This window comes from Pantoea sp. UBA5035 (assembly GCF_002415245.1).
Lineage (GTDB): Bacteria > Pseudomonadota > Gammaproteobacteria > Enterobacterales > Enterobacteriaceae > Pantoea > Pantoea septica.
Genome location: NZ_DICD01000027.1, coordinates 139,581 through 157,813 on the forward strand (window position 1 = coordinate 139,581; position 18,233 = coordinate 157,813).

16 protein-coding genes are annotated in these 18,233 nt (G+C 57.1%); 6 read left to right on the forward strand and 10 right to left on the reverse strand.

What is annotated here, in order from left to right:
* Positions 1 to 174 precede the first annotated feature (174 nt).
* Both B3229_RS17395 and dadX read left to right on the forward strand, forming a co-directional pair.
* Positions 175 to 1,476 carry a D-amino acid dehydrogenase gene (locus B3229_RS17395; RefSeq protein ID WP_286872820.1) on the forward strand — a complete coding sequence of 434 codons (1,302 nt, stop codon included), beginning with the start codon at positions 175 to 177 and terminating at the stop codon, positions 1,474 to 1,476.
* Between the two features lie 18 nt (positions 1,477 to 1,494).
* On the forward strand, positions 1,495 to 2,565 hold the full coding sequence (dadX, locus tag B3229_RS17400; RefSeq protein ID WP_286872822.1) for a catabolic alanine racemase DadX: 1,071 nt from the start codon (positions 1,495 to 1,497) through the stop codon (positions 2,563 to 2,565).
* Here dadX and B3229_RS17405 read toward each other — a convergent pair.
* The 6 genes from B3229_RS17405 to yeaG all read right to left on the reverse strand — a co-directional run bounded on the left by B3229_RS17405 (position 2,558) and on the right by yeaG (position 11,300).
* Positions 2,558 to 3,751: a multidrug effflux MFS transporter gene (locus B3229_RS17405; RefSeq protein WP_286872825.1), complete on the reverse strand. Its 1,194-nt coding sequence runs from the start codon at positions 3,749 to 3,751 to the stop codon at positions 2,558 to 2,560. The two genes, dadX and B3229_RS17405, sit on opposite strands and share 8 nt — an antisense overlap.
* Positions 3,752 to 3,863: 112 nt before the next feature.
* Complete coding sequence (gene wbaP, locus B3229_RS17410) at positions 3,864 to 5,330, reverse strand: undecaprenyl-phosphate galactose phosphotransferase WbaP (RefSeq protein WP_048784519.1); 1,467 nt, start codon at positions 5,328 to 5,330, stop codon at positions 3,864 to 3,866.
* A gap of 380 nt (positions 5,331 to 5,710) precedes the next feature.
* Entirely contained in the window at positions 5,711 to 5,944 is a 234-nt protein-coding gene (locus B3229_RS17415; RefSeq protein WP_048784520.1) for a DUF1480 family protein, read from the reverse strand.
* 75 nt (positions 5,945 to 6,019) lie between these two features.
* Entirely contained in the window at positions 6,020 to 7,747 is a 1,728-nt protein-coding gene (locus B3229_RS17420) for a potassium/proton antiporter (protein WP_033746665.1), read from the reverse strand.
* A gap of 250 nt (positions 7,748 to 7,997) precedes the next feature.
* Positions 7,998 to 9,275: a YeaH/YhbH family protein gene (locus B3229_RS17425; protein WP_033791200.1), complete on the reverse strand. Its 1,278-nt coding sequence runs from the start codon at positions 9,273 to 9,275 to the stop codon at positions 7,998 to 8,000.
* Positions 9,276 to 9,365: 90 nt separating this feature from the next.
* Positions 9,366 to 11,300 (reverse strand): protein kinase YeaG, encoded by a 1,935-nt coding sequence (gene yeaG / locus B3229_RS17430; protein ID WP_033746670.1) that lies wholly within the window; start codon positions 11,298 to 11,300, stop codon positions 9,366 to 9,368.
* 420 nt (positions 11,301 to 11,720) lie between these two features.
* Between yeaG and B3229_RS17435 the strand changes: the two genes are divergently transcribed.
* Both B3229_RS17435 and B3229_RS17440 read left to right on the forward strand, forming a co-directional pair.
* Positions 11,721 to 12,470, forward strand: coding sequence for a MipA/OmpV family protein (locus tag B3229_RS17435; protein ID WP_286872832.1), 750 nt, complete (start codon positions 11,721 to 11,723; stop codon positions 12,468 to 12,470).
* Positions 12,471 to 12,542: 72 nt separating this feature from the next.
* Positions 12,543 to 13,394 (forward strand): aldo/keto reductase, encoded by an 852-nt coding sequence (locus B3229_RS17440; RefSeq protein ID WP_048784522.1) that lies wholly within the window; start codon positions 12,543 to 12,545, stop codon positions 13,392 to 13,394.
* A 147-nt stretch (positions 13,395 to 13,541) separates the two neighbouring features.
* Here the strand turns inward: B3229_RS17440 and B3229_RS17445 are convergent, their stop codons facing one another.
* Both B3229_RS17445 and gapA read right to left on the reverse strand, forming a co-directional pair.
* Positions 13,542 to 14,417 (reverse strand): D-hexose-6-phosphate mutarotase, encoded by an 876-nt coding sequence (locus tag B3229_RS17445; RefSeq protein WP_048784523.1) that lies wholly within the window; start codon positions 14,415 to 14,417, stop codon positions 13,542 to 13,544.
* 75 nt (positions 14,418 to 14,492) lie between these two features.
* Positions 14,493 to 15,488: a glyceraldehyde-3-phosphate dehydrogenase gene (gene gapA / locus B3229_RS17450; RefSeq protein WP_033746678.1), complete on the reverse strand. Its 996-nt coding sequence runs from the start codon at positions 15,486 to 15,488 to the stop codon at positions 14,493 to 14,495.
* A 341-nt stretch (positions 15,489 to 15,829) separates the two neighbouring features.
* Between gapA and msrB the strand changes: the two genes are divergently transcribed.
* Complete coding sequence (gene msrB / locus B3229_RS17455; RefSeq protein ID WP_048784524.1) at positions 15,830 to 16,240, forward strand: peptide-methionine (R)-S-oxide reductase MsrB; 411 nt, start codon at positions 15,830 to 15,832, stop codon at positions 16,238 to 16,240.
* Positions 16,241 to 16,243: 3 nt separating this feature from the next.
* Positions 16,244 to 16,525: a YeaC family protein gene (locus tag B3229_RS17460; protein WP_033746684.1), complete on the forward strand. Its 282-nt coding sequence runs from the start codon at positions 16,244 to 16,246 to the stop codon at positions 16,523 to 16,525.
* Between the two features lie 38 nt (positions 16,526 to 16,563).
* Here B3229_RS17460 and pncA read toward each other — a convergent pair whose 3' ends face one another.
* Both pncA and ansA read right to left on the reverse strand, forming a co-directional pair.
* Positions 16,564 to 17,172, reverse strand: coding sequence for a bifunctional nicotinamidase/pyrazinamidase (pncA, locus tag B3229_RS17465; RefSeq protein ID WP_033746687.1), 609 nt, complete (start codon positions 17,170 to 17,172; stop codon positions 16,564 to 16,566).
* Positions 17,173 to 17,189: 17 nt separating this feature from the next.
* A complete protein-coding gene (ansA, locus tag B3229_RS17470) occupies positions 17,190 to 18,203 on the reverse strand; it encodes an asparaginase (protein ID WP_033791185.1) in 1,014 nt (337 codons plus the stop codon).
* Between the last annotated feature and the right edge of the window lie 30 nt (positions 18,204 to 18,233).

The following is an 18,233-nucleotide window of genomic DNA, read 5'->3' on the forward strand; positions in this document are numbered from 1 at the left end:
AAAAGGCGCATAAGTTACTGATTTTGTCCTTGAGCTACGATTTTAGTGTTCGAAAAAGTGAAAAACATGTGAAATAAGTTAATGAGGTAAGGGCTGTTACCGGCAGGTGTGAATGCGCTGGTATTGCCCTGTAGTCTAGTGAATTATGCTTTTGAATTTGCCGGTGGGGGCGATATGCACGTAGTGATTCTCGGTAGTGGTGTGGTTGGCGTGGCGAGCGCCTGGTATCTGGCGCGCGCGGGCCATCAGGTGACGGTGCTCGATCGCCAGCCTGATGCTGCGCTGGAGACCAGCGCAGGCAACGCAGGGCAGATCTCGCCCGGCTATGCGGCGCCCTGGGCCGCGCCGGGCGTACCGCTGAAGGCGGTTAAATGGATGTTCCAGCGTCACGCGCCGCTGGCTATCCGCCTGGACGGCAGCAGCTTTCAGCTGGAATGGATGTGGAACATGCTGCGCAACTGCGACATGCAGCACTATCAGCAGAATAAAAGCCGCATGGTGCGTATCGCCGAATACAGCCGCGACTGCCTGAAGGCGCTGCGCGAAGAGACCGGCATCGCCTATGAAGGCCGGCAGGGCGGCACGCTGCAGCTGTTCCGCACCCAGCAGCAGTTCGACAGCGCCAGTAAAGATATCGACGTGCTGCGCGAGGCAGGCGTGCCTTACGAACTGCTGCACGCTCATGAGCTGGCGCGCGTCGAGCCGGCGCTGGCGACCACGCAGCACAAGCTGACCGGCGGACTGCGCCTGCCCAACGATGAAACCGGCGACTGTCAGCTCTTTACGCAAAAGCTGGCGAAAATGGCGCAGGAGGCGGGCGTCGTGTTTCGCTTTAATACGCCGGTCGAGCAGCTGCTGCGCGAAGGCAACCGCATTTACGGCGTGAAGTGCGGCGACGAAGTGATCAAAGGCGACAGCTACGTAGTGGCGTTTGGTTCCTACTCTACCGCGCTGCTGAAGCATATCCTCGATATTCCGGTCTACCCGCTAAAGGGCTACTCCCTGACTATTCCGGTGAAAAATCCAGAGGCTGCGCCGGTCTCTACGATCCTCGACGAAACCTACAAGGTGGCGGTTACCCGCTTTGACAACCGCATCCGCGTTGGCGGCATGGCGGAAATCGTTGGTTTTAACAACAAACTCTTGCCTGCGCGGCGGGAAACGCTGGAGATGGTGGTGCGGGATCTTTATCCTGAAGGCGGTCATATCGAACAGGCCAGCTTCTGGAGCGGTCTGCGCCCTATGACGCCAGACGGAACGCCGATTGTCGGACCGACGCCGCTCAGCAATCTCTATCTGAATACCGGACACGGCACGCTCGGCTGGACGATGGCCTGCGGCTCCGGTCAGCTGCTGGCCGATCTTATCAGCGGCAAAACCCCGGCGATCGCCGCCGACGATCTGTCGGTGTTCCGCTATTTGCCGGGTTTTACCCCGTCATCGTCACCATTACGCAACGCGAACGCCACGCGTTAACAGTCAGGGAGAGGGAGTATGTCACGTCCAGTTTTCGCCACCATCGATCAGCAGGCGCTGCGGCATAACCTGGCGATAGTGCGCCAGGCGGCGCCCGATGCGCGCGTCTGGTCGGTGGTCAAAGCCAATGCTTACGGCCACGGCCTGGCCCGCGTCTGGGAGAGCCTGGCGCAGACCGACGGCTTCGCCCTGCTGAATATGGAAGAGGCGATCCTGCTGCGCGACAGCGGCTGGCGTAAACCGATCCTGCTGCTGGAGGGCTTTTTCCATGCCGACGATCTGCAGCTCATCGATCGCTACCGCCAGACCACCAGCGTGCACAGCAACTGGCAGATCAAAGCGCTGGCGGAGGCGCGGCTCTCCGCGCCGGTGGATATCTATCTGAAGGTCAACAGCGGCATGAACCGCCTCGGCTTCCGGCCTGAGCAGGCGCACGGCGCGTATCAAAAGCTGCGCGCGCTGGAAAACGTCGGCGACATTACGCTGATGGCGCACTTTGCCGATGCGGAAAACCCGGAAGGGCTGATCGCGCCGCTGCAGCGCATTGAACGCGCCGCCGAAGGGCTCGCGATTCCCCGTTCGCTCTCCAATTCCGCCTGCACGCTCTGGCATCCTGAAGCGCACTACGACTGGGTGCGGCCTGGCATCATTCTTTACGGCGCGTCGCCCAGCGGCGACTGGCAGGATATCGCCAGCACCGGCCTGAAGCCGGTAATGACGCTCAACAGTGAAATCATCGGCATCCAGCAGCTGAGCCGCGGCGACGGCGTCGGCTACGGCTATCGCTACCATGCGCAGCAGGAGCAGCGTATAGGCGTGGTGGCGTGCGGCTATGCCGACGGCTATCCGCGCCACGCGCCCAGCGGCACGCCGGTGTGCGTAGATGGCGTAATGACCCAGGTGGTCGGCGCGGTCTCGATGGATATGATCACCGTCGACCTGACGCCCTGTCCGCAGGCGGGCATCGGTTCAACGGTCGAGCTGTGGGGCGAGCAGGTGAAAATCGATCAGGTGGCGAAAGCGGCCGGCACGGTCGGCTATGAGCTGATGTGCGCGCTCGCGCCGCGCGTGCCGGTCAAAGTTATTTAAGCGCGGTCAGCGAGCCGCGCATCTTCTTACTGCAGCGCCAGGCGATAAGTGCCAGCGCTGCACCCGCCAGCATCATCAGCGCCAGCGCGCTCTTTTCCGCCACGGGCAGCATGGCAATCAGCAGGCTGCCCGCCGCGCCGCCCGCCATCTGAATAAATCCCTGCAGCGCCGCCGCTACGCCAGCCTGCTGCTGGTAGGGCTCCAGCGCATAGCTGGTGGCGGGGCCGACGGTAAAGGCCAGGCCCGCGACCGAAACGGCGACCGGCAGCATATAGAGCGCCCAGTGGCTCTGCGCGCCCTGCGGCAGCAGATACATGCCGGCAAACAGCAGCAGCGCGCCCGCCAGCATGGTAACGAAGCCCATCGCCAGACAAAACGGCCGTCCCGCCTTGCGGATCGCTTTATTGACGAAGGCGCTCACCAGCATGATCCAGAAGCCGTTAGCGCCAAAGGCGAACGAAAACTGCAGCGGCGTCAGGCCGCCTTCCGTCATCAGCACGTGCGGCGCCAGCGAAACATAGGTCAGCACCATGCCGAGCGCGCCCGCGTTGGCGAAAGCGAAGGCGAGAAAGCGCGGCTGACGCAGAATAGCGCCATACTGCGCCAGCGGCAGTCCCTTTACCCGCAGCGTATTGGCGGGGCGTGTCTCCGGCAGTCCGACGAGCACGATAACCGCGATAAGCAGGCCGTAGGCGCACAGGAACCAGAAGGGCGCGCGCCAGTCGAAGGCGCTGGCGAGCAGGCCGCCCAGTAACGGCGCCAGCGCAGGCACGATATTCAGCGCGCCGTTCAGAAAGCCGTAGGCGCGCGCCGCGTCGTCGCCGCTCAGGCGATCGCGCACGCCGCTAAAGGCGACGACGGCGCTACAGCAGACCGCGCAGCCCTGAATCAGGCGCGCCGACAGAAACATCGGCCAGCTGGTGGCGGTCGCCGCTACCGCGCTGCCCGCCACGTAAAGCGCCAGGCCCAACAGCGCGATCGGCTTGCGGCCGTAGTTATCCACCAGCGGGCCGGTCACCAACTGCCCTAAGCCCATCACCAGCAGAAAGATGGGAATAGTGGTCTGGATCAGGCTGACCGGCGTATTCAGGCCGACGGCGATATCAGGCAGGGTTGGCAGATAGAGATCGATGCCCAGCGGCGCCAGCAGCACCAGGCTTAACAGCATCAGGGTAAATTTTTGCATAAAAACCAGAAGGTGAACGTCTTGTTAAAACAAGCGGGAAGGGTAATGAGTTGAGGGCGAAAAGAAAAGGAGAAAATAGGGTGCCCGCGTAAAGCGGGCATCCTGAACGCGTTTAGTAGGCGCCGTCGCGGCGCAGCACCACGCCGGCGGTTTTAAACAGAATGGCGATATCGGTCCACAGCGCCCAGTTCTTCACATACCAGGAGTCGAAGTAAACGCGCGTATCGTAGTCGATATCGTTGCGGCCGCTGACCTGCCACAGGCCGGTCATGCCCGGTTTCGCCATCAGATAGTAGTCGACGTCGCCCGCATAGCGCTCCAGCTCCGCTTCGATAACCGGACGCGGACCCACCAGGCTCATCTCGCCGCGGATAACATTCCACAGCTGCGGCAGCTCATCAAGGCTGGTTTTGCGCAGGAAGCCGCCAATGCTGGTGATGCGCGGATCCTTTTTCAGCTTAAAGTCTTTGTCCCATTCGGCGCGCGCCTCTGCGCTGGTGGCCAGCAGCTGCTCCAGCACCTCTTTCGAGTTGGTCACCATCGAGCGGAACTTCAGGCATTTAAACTTCTCGCCGTTCTGACCGATACGCTCGTGACCGTAGATGGCGTTGCCGCCGTCGCGTTTCACCATATAGCAGAGCAGACCGAAAACCGGCGCAAGGAACAGCAGCAGCAGCGAGGCGACCACGATATCGAAGCAGCGCTTCAGGAAGCGCGAAGAGCGCTTGGCGAGGCTGTTGCTGACGCGCAGGATCATCACTTCATGGCTGAAGATAAATGACATATCGGTGCCGTAGAGCGGCACGCCGCGCAGCGTCGGGATGACGGAGATAGAGCGGCAGTTCATTTTCGACAGGAATTTCAGCCAGGTGTCGCGCACTACCTGCTGTTCAAATTCGGTGGCGACGATAAACTGCACGTTGTCGCGGTCAATGGTCTGCCAGTTAATGTCCTGCTGTTTGATAACTGGCACGCCGTTAACAGACGGCGGATTATTTTCGTCGTCGGTGCTGATAAACGCCTGCACGTTATAGCCGAGGATCTCTTCGCTCTGCAGTGCCGCGTAAGCTTCCATAGCGTTTTTGCCCGACCCGATAATAATGGTCTCTTTTTGCCACTGGCCTGCGCGATTAATGGCGCGCTTGACGGCGGCGCGCATCAGCGGCAGCAGCAGTAGCGCGTAGCTCCAGCTAAACAGCCAGACCATGCGCGAAAAGTCCCACTTGGAAAAGGCGATCAGCGCCAGATCCAGCAGCGAAAACACGAACAGCGTTTTAACGACTTCTTTAAGTTCAAACCAAAAGGGTTTGCGGTAGGTGTAGTGACGCATGCGCATCCAGAAATAAGCGGTGCACAAAACGGAAAGCGCAAATTGCGCAATAAAACGGTATTCAATTTGATGAGGCGGAATAAACCCATCCAGGTCACCCCAGATTCCCTGAATTGTGGCGGCGGATAAAAACAGCGCCAGATTAAGGGCAACCAGATCGGAAAAGCTTAACGCCAGCTTTGCGATGATATTTTTTCGCGTTCCGCTCCATGAGCGGCTCGCATCATTCATTACCAGTGTACTTGCCATAACACCTGCTCTCTTTTTTCTTAAGTAAAAGATGGCCTGACCAGAATCAAGTACGCGCTCAGGAGTGGACAACCGAAAAACCAGAACAATTGTTTTCAGTTCATTACAGTCGTTAGAGCCATACAGGCTGCAGTGAAGAGATAAAATAATTACGTGATTTTTGTCACGGAAATCTGCAGCAGCGATTAAGAGTATGCAGGAGATATTTGACAGAGTTAATACGGAACAAATCCTAAAAACCTTTTTTTGCCTAAAGTTTTTTATATCTAAGTTATTGATTTTAGGGCTTAAAAGGATGAATGGGCGGGAAATAACCAAATATTTCAGACAACTTTTTCGGAATTACCGCCAGGCGTGTTCGCTGGCGGCGAAATGCGCGGTCAGGCAGGTTTTTTTAACACCCACTGGTCTTGCTGTTTATCGTAATGCCCAATTTGTAAATCCACTGGTTCGCCATCAATCCAGGCCGGCACGCTGGTGTCGTGGTCCCAGCCGTCGAGTTGATAACTCAGGTCGGGATTGGTTTGACAGGGAATACTGACGGTCTGCAGATTATCGCTGTCGAGTTCGGCATCAATAATCTCATAACGACCAATTTTAACGACGTGTCCCATAACTCTCTCCCGTTTGCTGGACCAAATAATGAGCATAGCCGTTTCTGCTGGAATATCGAGCCGCAGCGCCTCGGATTATTCTCGCTCTTCAGCGACGCGCACCCCAATTTTAACGATGCGGTTATCTTCTTTTTCCGCCACCGTCCAGGTAATGTGATTCCACTCAACGTGATCGCCGACCACCGGCGTACCGCCAAGCATGCTCATTACCAGCTGGCCAAGCGACTGCAGGTCGTTGGTCTCTTCGCCCAGCTCCAGCCCGTAAATCTGCGCCACGTCGCGCAGGCGCGCCTCGGCGTCGAGTATGAAGTCGCCGAAAAAGCGCTGATCCAGCGAGACGGGCGGCGACTGGCTGAACATTTTGCCCAGCGCGGGCAGATCGCGTTCGCGACCGATAACGCAGATTACGTCACCTTCCTTTAGCCGGGTATTGGCGTTCGGGTGCATCAGCGCGTTGTCGCGGAACAGCGCGGCGATGCGGGTTTCGCGCGGCATCTGCAGATCGCGCAGCGCCGCGCCGACGCACCATTTGTCCGCACTAAGCTGATAGACGAACTGCTCCCAGGGATTTTCCGGGTGAATATCCAGCCCGACGCGGCTGATAGGCGACGCCGTGGGCGGCACCACGACGCGCGCTTTCTTTGCCGCAAAGCCGAGCGACGTGCCCTGCAGCATCAGCGACACCAGCACCACGAAGAAGGCGATATTAAAGTAGAGCGAGGCATTCTCCAGTCCCGCCATCATCGGAAAGACCGCAAGAATAATCGGCACCGCGCCGCGCAGGCCGACCCAGCTGATAAAGATGCGCTCGCGGCCGGTAAAGCCGCGGAACGGCAGCAGCCCCACCAGAATCGACAGCGGACGCGCCACCAGAATCAGCCACAGCGACAGGATCATCGCCGGCACCGCGATATGCCACAGATCGGACGGCGTCACCAGCAGGCCAAGCACGATAAACATGCCGATCTGGCTGAGCCAGGCCATGCCGTCAAAGGTCTGCAGAATGCCGTGACGGTTGCGGATCGGCCTGTTGCCGAGCAGAAAGCCGCAGAGATAGACCGCGAGAATGCCGCTGCCCTCCAGCATCGTGGTGAGCGCGAACACCAGTATGCCGCCGCTCAGCGCCAGCAGCGGGTAGAGGCCGGTGGCCAGGCTGATGCGGTTGATCAGCTGCTGCAGCGCCCAGCCGCCGCCCAGTCCCAGCACGATACCCAGACCGAACTGCTGCACCAGATGCACCAGGAACATCCAGTCGAGCCCGGTTTCGCCTTTCTGGATCATCTCAATCAGGGTGATGGTTAAAAACACCGCCATAGGATCATTGCTGCCCGACTCAATCTCCAGCGTAGAGCTGACGCGCTCGTTCAGGCCTTTGTCGCCCAGCAGCGAAAAGACCGCCGCGGCATCGGTAGAGCCGATGATGGCGCCGATAAGAAAGCCCTGCATCAAATCGAGCCGGAACAGCCAGGCGGCCGCCAGACCGGTCAGCCCGGCGGTAATCATTACCCCGACCGTCGCCAGCGAGAGCGCCGGTCCCAGCGCTACCTTAAAAGAGCTGGCTTTGGTGCGCATGCCGCCGTCGAGCAGGATCACCGCCAGCGCCAGGTTGGAGATCAGATAGGCGGCGGGGTAGTTGTCAAAGGCGATGCCGCCAATGCCGTCGACGCCGGTTAGCATGCCTAAAGCCAGAAAGATCACCAGGATAGGAATGCCGAGGCGCGAAGAGAAAGAACTGAGTAAGATGCTTGACGCAACCAGCACAGAACCGATGATAAAAAGGCTGTAGACAATGTTGTGGTTCAATGTGCTCTCCTGCGGTTACGACAATCATAAGAAGGCTGGTGCGGGGAATGGCCGTGCATCTGAAAAAGAAGATGCGTAATCAGTAAGTTGTCAGCGCGTAATCTCTAATTATACGAATTGATTTTTCTGTTTGAGCTAAGGCTTAATGTGCAAAAAAAAGGCCTTGTTCGTCAAGAGGATTAATGGCGGGTATTTTAGCAGGTATTCGCGGGATTAAATAAAAAAGCCGGTCAGCGACCGGCTCAGAGCATCAGGCTTCCGCTGCCTGTTTGTGAAACAGCTCGCGAAACACCGGATAAATATCTTCCGGCTCGCGGATATGCTGGATGGCGAAATTATCGAACATCGCCTGCAGATGTTCATATTCGCGCCACAGCGTCTGGTGCGCACGTCGGGTTATCTCGATGTAGCTGTAGTAACGCACCACCGGCAGAATGTTCTTCGCCAGAATCTCGTGGCAGAGCGGCGAATCGTCCGCCCAGTTATCGCCGTCCGACGCCTGGGCCGCATAGATGTTCCACTGCGACGGGTCGTAGCGCTCTTTGACCACCTCGTCCATCAGCTTCAGGGCGCTGGAGACGATGGTGCCGCCGGTTTCCTGCGAATAGAAAAACTCCTGCTCATCGACCTCTTTCGCCTGCGTATGGTGGCGGATATAGACCACGTCCACGTTTTTATAGGTCCGGCTCAGGAACAGGTAGAGCAGAATATAGAAACGCTTCGCCATATCCTTCGTCGCCTGATCCATTGAGCCGGAGACATCCATCAGGCAGAACATCACCGCCTGGCTGGAGGGCTCAGGCCGTTTTTCGAAGTTCTTATAGCGCAGGTCAAAGGTATCGATAAAGGGCACGCGCTCGATGCGCGCGCGCAGTTCAGCAATCTCTTTGCGCAGGCGCTCCTCTTCCAGCAGTTGCGCCGGCTCCGCTTTCTCAATCGCCGTCAGCGCCTCCTCCAGCTCATGCATCATGCGGCGCTTACCGGCGGTCATCGCGGTGCGTCTTGCCAGCGAATTTTGCAGCGACCGTACCACGCTAATATTGGCGGGCACGCCGTTAGAGGTAAAACCGGCGCGGTGAGTTTTATATTCATTCAGCTGGCGATGCTGGTTTTTACGCAGATTCGGCAGTGCCAGATCTTCGAACAAGAGGTCGAGATACTCATCTTTAGAGATCTGAAAAACGAACTCATCCTGGCCTTCACCATCCTGACTGGCGTTGCCCTGGCCGCTGCCTCCGCCGCCTCCGCCGCCCTGAGGCCGCTCAATACGGTCGTTCTGCACGAAGTGGTCGTTGCCGGGGTGGACGCGATGGCGGCTGCCGCCGCGGCCCTGATGGAAAATCGGTTCGTTAATATCGTCGACTGGAATGGAAACGGACTCGCCACTTTCAACGTCGGTTACCGAACGCTTATTGATGGCCTCCGAGATAGACTGTTTGATTTGCGACTTATAACGGCGCAAAAAGCGCTGTCTGTTGACTGCGCTTTTATTCTTGCCGTTGAGTCGCCGATCGATGAAGTAGGCCATAAAACTCCCCCAAACGTTGTAAGCAGGTCGGGCAGTGGCCCGACCTTATGGGTATTAATGCCAGCGCATCAACGTGCTTACGCGTTGTGATTAGGACGATTTACGCACGCGCAGATACCATTCACACAGCAGACGCACCTGCTTGCGGGTATAGCCTTTCTCCATCATGCGCTCGACGAAATCGTCATGTTTCTTCTGTTCATCCGTGGAGGTTTTGGTATTGAACGAGATAACCGGCAGCAGCTCCTCGGTGTTCGAGAACATTTTTTTCTCGATCACGGTGCGCAGCTTCTCGTAACTGGTCCAGTTGGGATTGCGACCGTTATTTTGCGCGCGAGCGCGCAGCACGAAGTTGACAATCTCGTTGCGGAAATCTTTCGGGTTGCTGATCCCGGCCGGTTTCTCAATTTTTTCCAGTTCCGCATTCAGCGACTCGCGGTCGAACAGCTGTCCGGTATCGGGATCGCGGTACTCCTGATCCTGAATCCAGAAATCGGCGTAGGTCACATAGCGGTCAAAGATATTTTGGCCATATTCAGAGTAGGACTCCAGATAGGCGGTCTGAATCTCTTTGCCGATAAACTCGGCATATTTGGGGATCAGATAGCCTTTCAGGTGCTCCAGATACTTCTCTGCCTGATCCTGCGGGAACTGCTCGCGTTCAATCTGCTGCTCCAGCACATAGAAAAGGTGCACCGGGTTCGCCGCTACTTCGTTGTGATCGAAGTTAAACACGCGCGACAGGATTTTAAACGCGAAACGGGTAGAGAGGCCGTTCATGCCTTCGTCAACGCCGGAGTAGTCGTGATACTCCTGCCAGGATTTCGCTTTCGGGTCGGTATCCTTCAGGCTTTCGCCGTCATAAACGCGCATTTTTGAATAGATGCTGGAGTTTTCCGGCTCTTTCAGGCGCGACAGGATAGAGAACCGGGCCAGGGTTTCCAGCGTGCCGGGCGCGCAGGGCGCGGTAGCCAGTTCGCTGTGGTTAAGCAGTTTCTCGTAGATTTTGATCTCTTCGGAAACGCGCAGGCAGTAAGGCACCTTGACGATATAGACACGGTCAAGAAACGCCTCGTTATTTTTGTTGTTGCGGAAGGTCACCCATTCCGATTCGTTGGAGTGCGCCAGGATAATGCCGTTGAACGGCAGCGCAGAGATCCCCTCCGTACCGTTATAGTTCCCTTCCTGCGTCGCGGTCAGCAGAGGATGCAGCACCTTAATCGGCGCTTTAAACATCTCGACGAATTCCATAATCCCCTGGTTAGCGCGGCACAGCGCGCCGGAATAACCGTAGGCGTCGGGATCGTTTTGCGCGTGATTCTCCAGCTTGCGGATATCGACTTTACCCACCAGCGCGGAGATGTCCTGGTTATTCTCGTCGCCAGGCTCGGTTTTGGCGATCGCCAGCTGTTCCAGAATCGACGGCCAGACTTTCACGACTTTGAAGCGGGTGATATCGCCGCCGAATTCATGCAGGCGTTTCGCCGCCCAGGGCGACATAATGGTGCCGAGGTAGCGACGCGGCACGTTGTACTCTTTTTCTAGAATGTTGGCGTCTTCCTGCGGATTGAACAGGCAGAGCGGATGGTCGTTGACCGGGCTGCGTTCGCCGTCGGCGCTCAACACGTAGATAGGCACGCGCTGCATCAGCGCTTTCAAACGCTCTGCCAGCGAGGATTTACCGCCGCCGACCGGCCCCAGCAGGTACAGGATCTGTTTTCTCTCCTCCAGACCCTGCGCGGCATGTTTCAGATAGGAAACGATCTGCTCTATGGCCTCTTCCATGCCATAGAACTCTTCGAAGGCCGGATAGCGGCCAATCACACGGTTGGAGAATATTCTGGAAAGGCGTGGCTCCTGGGCAGTATCGACCATTACTGGCTCACCTATAGCCATTAACAGTCGCTCTGCGGCGTTGGCGTATGCACTGCGATCCTGCTTACAGATGGCAAGAAATTCCTGCAGTGTGAACTCTTCGTCCTTGGCAGCTTCATAACGCTGACGATAGTGATCGAATATATTCATAGCGATGCCCGTCCTTTCGTTTTTAGCACAGGTAAAGGAGCGTAATTAAAGGCTCATGCAGCTCCCGGAAGATATTCTCATTTGAGTACAGCAACCCTTATGCCAACCTGATGTATTGTTATCGGGGTACACACTTCTTATGGTCACTCTGCTCGTACTAAGACTCACGGCTTACTTTTAACTGTAGAAGGCATTTAGGAAATTTCCTCCGCATAATTTTACTATTTGGCGATATATCAATAACAAAGTCAGATTGTTGCAAAGCCAGCTTTGCGTCAACCAAAGGGAAAAGAGAGTAGAATCCGGCAGATGTGCCGCTTTCAGCCGCTCTGTTAAAGAGCACCTCAGATAATGGTTAAACCGGCGAGCAAAAATCGTTAAACTTCGTAGTGATTTTTATATTTATGGAAGAAATAAATTGTGAACCAATTCAAACTTAAAGCGCCTGGCGCGATTATTTGTGCTCTTTTTTTCGCTAATACCGCTGCTGCTGAATCCCTGTCGCTTGGCGCATCAGTGATTTACGCGCAGTCTCCCTACCGTGGCGGACAGGATCGCTATTTGCCGGTTCCCGTCATCAATTACGAGGGCGATAATTTCTGGTTCCATACCCTGCAGGGCGGTTATTACCTGTGGAAAGATCCGCAAAATCAGCTCTCTCTGACGCTGCTCGGTTCGCCGCAGCAGTACGATCCGGGCGACAACGATCTCGGCGACATGAAAGGCCTTGATAAGCGCCGTATGACCTTAATGGGTGGCGCCACCTATAACCATATGGCGGAGTGGGGCATCCTGCGCACGGCGCTGCTGGGCGATGTGCTTAACAACAGCAACGGCATCATCTGGGATATGACCTACCTCTATCGCTTCAACTTCGGTGATTTCAGCCTGACGCCAGGCGTCGGCGCGATGTGGACCAGCGCCAATCAGAACCGCTATTACTATGGCGTCTCCAGCCATGAGTCGGCGCGAACCGGTATTGACCGCTATCAGCCTGACGACAGCTGGTCTCCCTACGTCGAGCTGAGCGCCAGCTATCAGATCACGCCGCAGTGGAACGCCAGCCTGGTCGGACGCTACACCCGCTTCGACAGCGAGATTAAAGACAGCCCGATGATCGACAAGAGCGGACAGACCACGCTCTGGACCGGCATCAGCTACAGCTTCTAATCGGCGCCGTCGCGGGGCAAATTCTTAACCAGGCACCAAAAGGGTGCCCTGATTTGATGCAGGAGCAAACGGATGGACAAAGCGATCGCTTTTGATGACCACACGCGACTACCCGCGATAGGTCAGGGCACCTGGTATATGGGCGAAGAAGCCGCGCGACGCCGTGAAGAGGTCGCCGCGCTGCAGGCGGGACTCGATGCGGGCCTGACGCTGATTGACACCGCCGAAATGTATGCGGACGGCGGCGCGGAAGAGGTGGTCGGCGAGGCGCTGCGCGGACGACGCGACAGCGCATTTCTCGTCTCGAAGGTTTACCCCTGGAACGCGGGCGAAACGGATGCTATCGACGCCTGCGAGCGCAGCCTGAGGCGGCTCGATACCGATCGACTGGATCTCTATCTGCTGCACTGGCGCGGCAACGTGCCGCTTGAAGAGACCATTCGCGCAATGGAAACCCTTCAGAAGCAGGGCAAAATCCTGCGCTGGGGCGTCTCTAATTTTGACGTGGACGATCTGCAAGAGCTGCTGGAAGAACCCGGCGGCGCACGCTGCGCCACCAATCAGGTGCTGTATCATCTCGCGTCGCGCGGCATTGAGTTCGATCTGCTGCCCGCCTGCCAACAGCATCAGATGCCGGTCATGGCCTACTGCCCGCTGGCGCAGGCCGGAAGGCTGCGACAGGCGCTCTTTTCCGACGCGACGCTGGTGGAGATTGCACAACAGAAGGGCATTAGCGTCGCGCAGCTGCTGCTGGCGTGGGTTATCCGCAAAGAGGGCGTGATGGCAATCCCTAAGGCGAGCTCGCAGGCGCACGTGAAAGAGAACGCCGCGGCGCTGCAGATCCGGCTGAGCGACGATGAGCTGGCGCGAATCAACCAGGCGTTTCCGCCGCCGCAGCACAAGATGGCGCTGGATGTCGTCTAAAGATAAAGCTATGCCAGCGTTCTGCTGGTGCGGCGCGGTGGCGAGTGACGCGGAGCGTTAGCCAGTCGTTTGCACTGCTGGCGCGGGACGCATGGCTCTGCGTTCCGTGTCACCCTCTTCTTAAATCAGACTCTTGCCTGACCTCTTTTACACTTTCTGCCGCAGACGGAAGGTGGTCGCCAGCCGCGCCGGTTTTTCGCCCGCGCTGCGCATCGGTTTAGAGATGCGCGCCGTCTCCACGCAAACCATGGTTTTATAGCCGTCGTTGGCCATATCCGCCATGCTGCATGAAAGCTCAACGCCTGGGTTCCAGGTCACCACGTCGCTGTGATGATGGTGATAGACCTCAATGACGCGCTGCCCCTGCTTATCCTGAATCAGCGAACAATCCTCCGGCTGGGTGAAGACGCGGTCAATGCGGCCCGGATAGCTCTGTTTGCCGCTGGAGGTTTGCTCGCTGTTGTTGTCGACCTTGTCGATAAAGTGCGAACCCAGCCCGCTGACCTCTACGCCGGCGATATCGGCCACCTGGAAGTAGCTATGCAGCGCGCCGGTCGCGGTAAAGTCACCGTGCGCCTCCAGTTCAATTTCGCAGTGCTTGCCGAGGCGGAAACGGGCGAACAGGGTAAAGTCATGCGGCCATAATTTTTTCGTCTGCGCCGTACTTTCCAGCACGAAGGTCAGCATTACGTTCTCTTCGTTCTCATCGTGCGCCGACAGCGTCCAGGGCTGATTACGGGCGAAACCGTGCGCCGGTTCGCCTTCTGGCCCAAACCACGGCCAGCAGATGGGCACGCCGCCGCGAATGGCTTTGCCGGCAGCAAAAAGCGACTTTTCGCTCAGCCAGATAACCGGCTGTTCTCCGCTCGGCTGCCAGGCGATAAGATGCGCGCCCTGAAGCGTAATCGCAGCACGCACCTGAGGATGGCTCACCACAATCACCGGCAGATCGCCCAGCTGACGCTGCGAGAGGTAAGGGGAGATCTGCTTCACCACGGGCAGCGAGAAAATTTTATCTTGCATAACCGAATCCTTCCTGTTGCTACGAAAAAAAAGGGCGACCGAAGTCGCCCTTGTTGTCTGTCGTGACCGGTCTGCTTATTTAGCAACCAGCGCGATCAGGTCGAGAACTTTGTTTGAGTAGCCGGTTTCGTTGTCGTACCAGGAAACCAGTTTCACGAAGTTGTCGTTCAGCGCGATGCCGGCTTTGGCGTCGAACACAGAAGTCAGCACTTCGCCGTTGAAGTCGGTAGAAACCACGTCGTCTTCAACGTAGCCCAGCACGTCTTTCATTTCGCCTTCTGCAGCGGCTTTGATCGCTGCACAAATTTCTTTGTAAGAAGCCGCTTTTTCCAGACGTACGGTCAGGTCAACAACAGAAACGTTCGGAGTCGGTACGCGGAACGCCATACCGGTCAGTTTACCGTTCAGCTCCGGCAGGACTTTGCCCACGGCTTTCGCTGCGCCAGTAGAAGACGGGATGATGTTCTGAGATGCGCCGCGGCCGCCGCGCCAGTCTTTGTGAGACGGGCCGTCAACGGTTTTCTGCGTGGCGGTGGTCGCGTGAACGGTGGTCATCAGACCTTCGACGATGCCGAATTTGTCGTTGATGACTTTCGCCAGCGGTGCCAGGCAGTTGGTGGTGCAGGAAGCGTTAGAAACGATGTCCTGGCCAGCATATTTGTCGAAGTTAGCGCCGCGAACGAACATCGGGGTGTCGTCTTTAGACGGACCGGTCAGCACGACTTTTTTCGCGCCGGCAGTGATGTGTTTACGTGCGGTTTCGTCAGTCAGGAAGATGCCGGTCGCTTCAGCAACAACGTCAACGCCTGCTTCGTCCCACTTCAGGTTAGCCGGGTCTCTCTCAGAGGTAACGCGGATTTTTTTGCCGTTAACGATCAGCGCGCCGTCCTGTACTTCAACGGTACCGTCGAAGCGGCCGTGCGTTGAGTCGTACTTCAGCATGTAAGCCATGTAGTCCGCGTCTAACAGGTCGTTGATCGCAACGATTTCGATGTCAGAACGCTGCTGAGCAGCACGGAAAACGATACGGCCGATACGACCAAAACCGTTGATACCTACTTTGATAGTCATATATTCCACCAGCTATTTGTTAGTGAATAAAAGGTTGGCTGTAAAATTACAAAAACCTTACCAGGCGTCAAGCGGAATCGTGTCAATAGTTGCGACAGGTCAATCCGTTCGACAGGAATAATTTGCTGCGCAACCGCTTGCGCAACAAGCGTGTTGAGATGATGCCGAAACCCGATTGCTGAATATAAAGGGATAGCGTTAGCAAAAGGTGATCGAGGTCACAAATCTACGCTGCGAAAGGGAAGTATGGTCGCTAAGCACGAAAAAAAACCCGGTAATGTTATTCGTTTGTTAGAATAGTAGACGATTTTTTCAGAATGACACTCTCCGGAACCACTCAAATGGCTAAAGAAACCGCACCTGAAGCAAAAATTGCGCAATTGTCTGAAATGCAGCGCTATGTGACCCAGCAGCGCGGTACGGAACCGCCTTTCAGCGGCGCGCTTCTGCACAATAAACAGGAAGGCATCTATCACTGCCTGGTCTGCAACGCGCCGCTGTTTCTCTCGGAAACCAAGTATGACTCTGGCTGCGGCTGGCCGAGTTTCTATCAGCCGGTAAGCGACGACGCGATTCGCTATCTGGAGGATGACTCTCACGGCATGCATCGGATCGAAATTCGCTGCAATAACTGTGACGCGCATCTGGGACACGTCTTCCCGGACGGGCCGCAGCCGACCGGCGAACGCTACTGCGTTAACTCGGCGTCGCTGAGCTTTACCGACGAGCAGGGCGACGAACAGCAGGGGTGATGAATGAAACAACAGCTTGAGGCGATGGTCGACGCCATGACGCCTGAGGTCTACGAACGGCTGGCGACGGCGGTGGAAACCGGTAAATGGCCGGATGGCGTGGCGCTGTCGCAGGAGCAGCGCGACAACTGCCTGCAGCTGGTGATGCTCTATCAGGCGCGCCACAACGAGGCGCCGCAGCATATGACCATCGGCAAGGGCGGCGAAATGGTGACGAAATCGAAGCGAGAGCTGAAGGAAGAGTTCGGTATCGACGCGGAGATTACGCGCATCAACCTGCACTAAACATAAGGCCGACATTGCGTCGGCCTTACGCTATTCCGCTAAATCAGCACCGCGCCCTGCGCCTTCATCTGGGCGAACGCGATATCGCTGTCTTCCGGGCTGAGATTCACGCCGCGACAGCCTTCCTTCACCACCGTCACCTGATAGCCCAGTTCTAGCGCGTCCAGCACGCTGTACTTCACGCAGTAGTCCGTGGCGATTCCCAGCATCACGAGATGGGTAATGCCACGCGCCTGCAGCCAGCTATCCAGTTCGGTTTTGCGCCGATGGCCGTTATCGAAAAAGGCGCTGTAGCTGTCGACGTCGACATCCTGTCCCTTGTGAAATACCGCGTCGATCAGGCTGCGATCGAGGCCAGGATGAAGCTCGGCGCCAGCGGAACCCTGAATGCCGTGATCCGGCCACCAGATCTGCGCCAGCCCGTTGAGTTCGCCCAGCGTGTAGACCGGTTCGCCGGATACCGAGGCGAAGCTGCCGTGGTTAGCCGGATGCCAGTCCTGCAGCGCCAGCACGCACTCGCCGCGCGCGCGGAATTCGCGCGCATAGCGGTTGGCGACCGGCACGGTCATATCGCCTTCATGCACGGCCATGGGGCCGCCGGGACAAAAATCGTTTTGAATATCTATGATGATGAGGGCCTGCTTCATAACAGGTGGCTCCGTAATTAGTCTTCGGTCAGTTCACCGCGCAAATTTTGCTGCATCCTGGCGCGGATCTCATCGCAGGAGAGCGACTGACTCAGTAAAAAGTGGAGCTTGGTCAGCGCGGCTTCCACCGTTAAATCAAATCCGCTTATTACGCCCGCATGCTCAAGAGCATTGCCGGTGGCGTAACCGCCCATGTTCACCTTGCCGGAAATACACTGGGTCAGGTTAACCACGACAATGCCGCGCTCGCTGGCCTGCTGCAGCTCGGCGAGAAACTCGGCGTTCTGCGGCGCGTTGCCAACGCCGTAGGAGCGCAGGATCAGCGCTTTTACCGGCTGGCGTAAAAAGTTGCGCACCACATCCGCCGAGATGCCTGGATAGATGGTGACGACGCCGATAGGCTGCGGCGTAATGGTATGCACCTTCAGCGGCCCCTGACCCTGCGGCGCGGGCGGCGTATTCAGCCGGCGAATATGGATGCCGGCCTCCAGCAGCGCGGAAAGGTTCGGCGATGCAAAAGCGTTAAAGCCGTCCGCATGCGCTTTCGTGGTGCGGTTGCCGCGATAGAGCTGGTTGTTGAAAAACAGCGAGACTTCATTCACGGGATAGTTCGCCGCCACGTAGAGCGCATTCAGCAGGTTTTGCTGGCCATCGGAGCGCAGCTCCGCCAGCGGGATCTGCGAGCCGGTCACGATAACGGGCTTCGCCAGGTTCTCCAGCATAAACGACAGCGCCGAAGCGGTGAAGGCCATGGTATCGGTTCCATGCAGGATAACAAATCCATCGTAGCGATCATAATTTTGTCGAATATCTTCCGCGATAGCCTGCCAGTCTTCGGGCGTCATATCGGAAGAGTCGATCAGCGGATCGTATTCATGGATAGTGAAATCCGGCATCTCAGGGCGGTGAAACTCCGGCATATTCGCCAGCTGTTGCTGCAGGTGACCTGAAACCGGAATATAGCCCTGCGCGGAGCGCTGCATGCCGATAGTGCCGCCGGTATAGGCGACATAGATGTTTTTCTTTTGCATCAGAAACTCAGACTTGCTGTAAAACGCGCA

Coding starts and splice junctions, on each gene's coding strand:
- B3229_RS17395 (WP_286872820.1), top strand. CDS start 175: ATGCACGTAGTGATTCTCGGTAGTGGTGTGGTTGGCGTGGCGAGCGCC.
- dadX (WP_286872822.1), top strand. CDS start 1,495: ATGTCACGTCCAGTTTTCGCCACCATCGATCAGCAGGCGCTGCGGCAT.
- B3229_RS17405 (WP_286872825.1), bottom strand. CDS start 3,751: ATGCAAAAATTTACCCTGATGCTGTTAAGCCTGGTGCTGCTGGCGCCG.
- wbaP (WP_048784519.1), bottom strand. CDS start 5,330: ATGGCAAGTACACTGGTAATGAATGATGCGAGCCGCTCATGGAGCGGA.
- B3229_RS17415 (WP_048784520.1), bottom strand. CDS start 5,944: ATGGGACACGTCGTTAAAATTGGTCGTTATGAGATTATTGATGCCGAA.
- B3229_RS17425 (WP_033791200.1), bottom strand. CDS start 9,275: ATGGCCTACTTCATCGATCGGCGACTCAACGGCAAGAATAAAAGCGCA.
- yeaG (WP_033746670.1), bottom strand. CDS start 11,300: ATGAATATATTCGATCACTATCGTCAGCGTTATGAAGCTGCCAAGGAC.
- B3229_RS17440 (WP_048784522.1), top strand. CDS start 12,543: ATGGACAAAGCGATCGCTTTTGATGACCACACGCGACTACCCGCGATA.
- B3229_RS17445 (WP_048784523.1), bottom strand. CDS start 14,417: ATGCAAGATAAAATTTTCTCGCTGCCCGTGGTGAAGCAGATCTCCCCT.
- gapA (WP_033746678.1), bottom strand. CDS start 15,488: ATGACTATCAAAGTAGGTATCAACGGTTTTGGTCGTATCGGCCGTATC.
- msrB (WP_048784524.1), top strand. CDS start 15,830: ATGGCTAAAGAAACCGCACCTGAAGCAAAAATTGCGCAATTGTCTGAA.
- B3229_RS17460 (WP_033746684.1), top strand. CDS start 16,244: ATGAAACAACAGCTTGAGGCGATGGTCGACGCCATGACGCCTGAGGTC.
- pncA (WP_033746687.1), bottom strand. CDS start 17,172: ATGAAGCAGGCCCTCATCATCATAGATATTCAAAACGATTTTTGTCCC.
- ansA (WP_033791185.1), bottom strand. CDS start 18,203: ATGCAAAAGAAAAACATCTATGTCGCCTATACCGGCGGCACTATCGGC.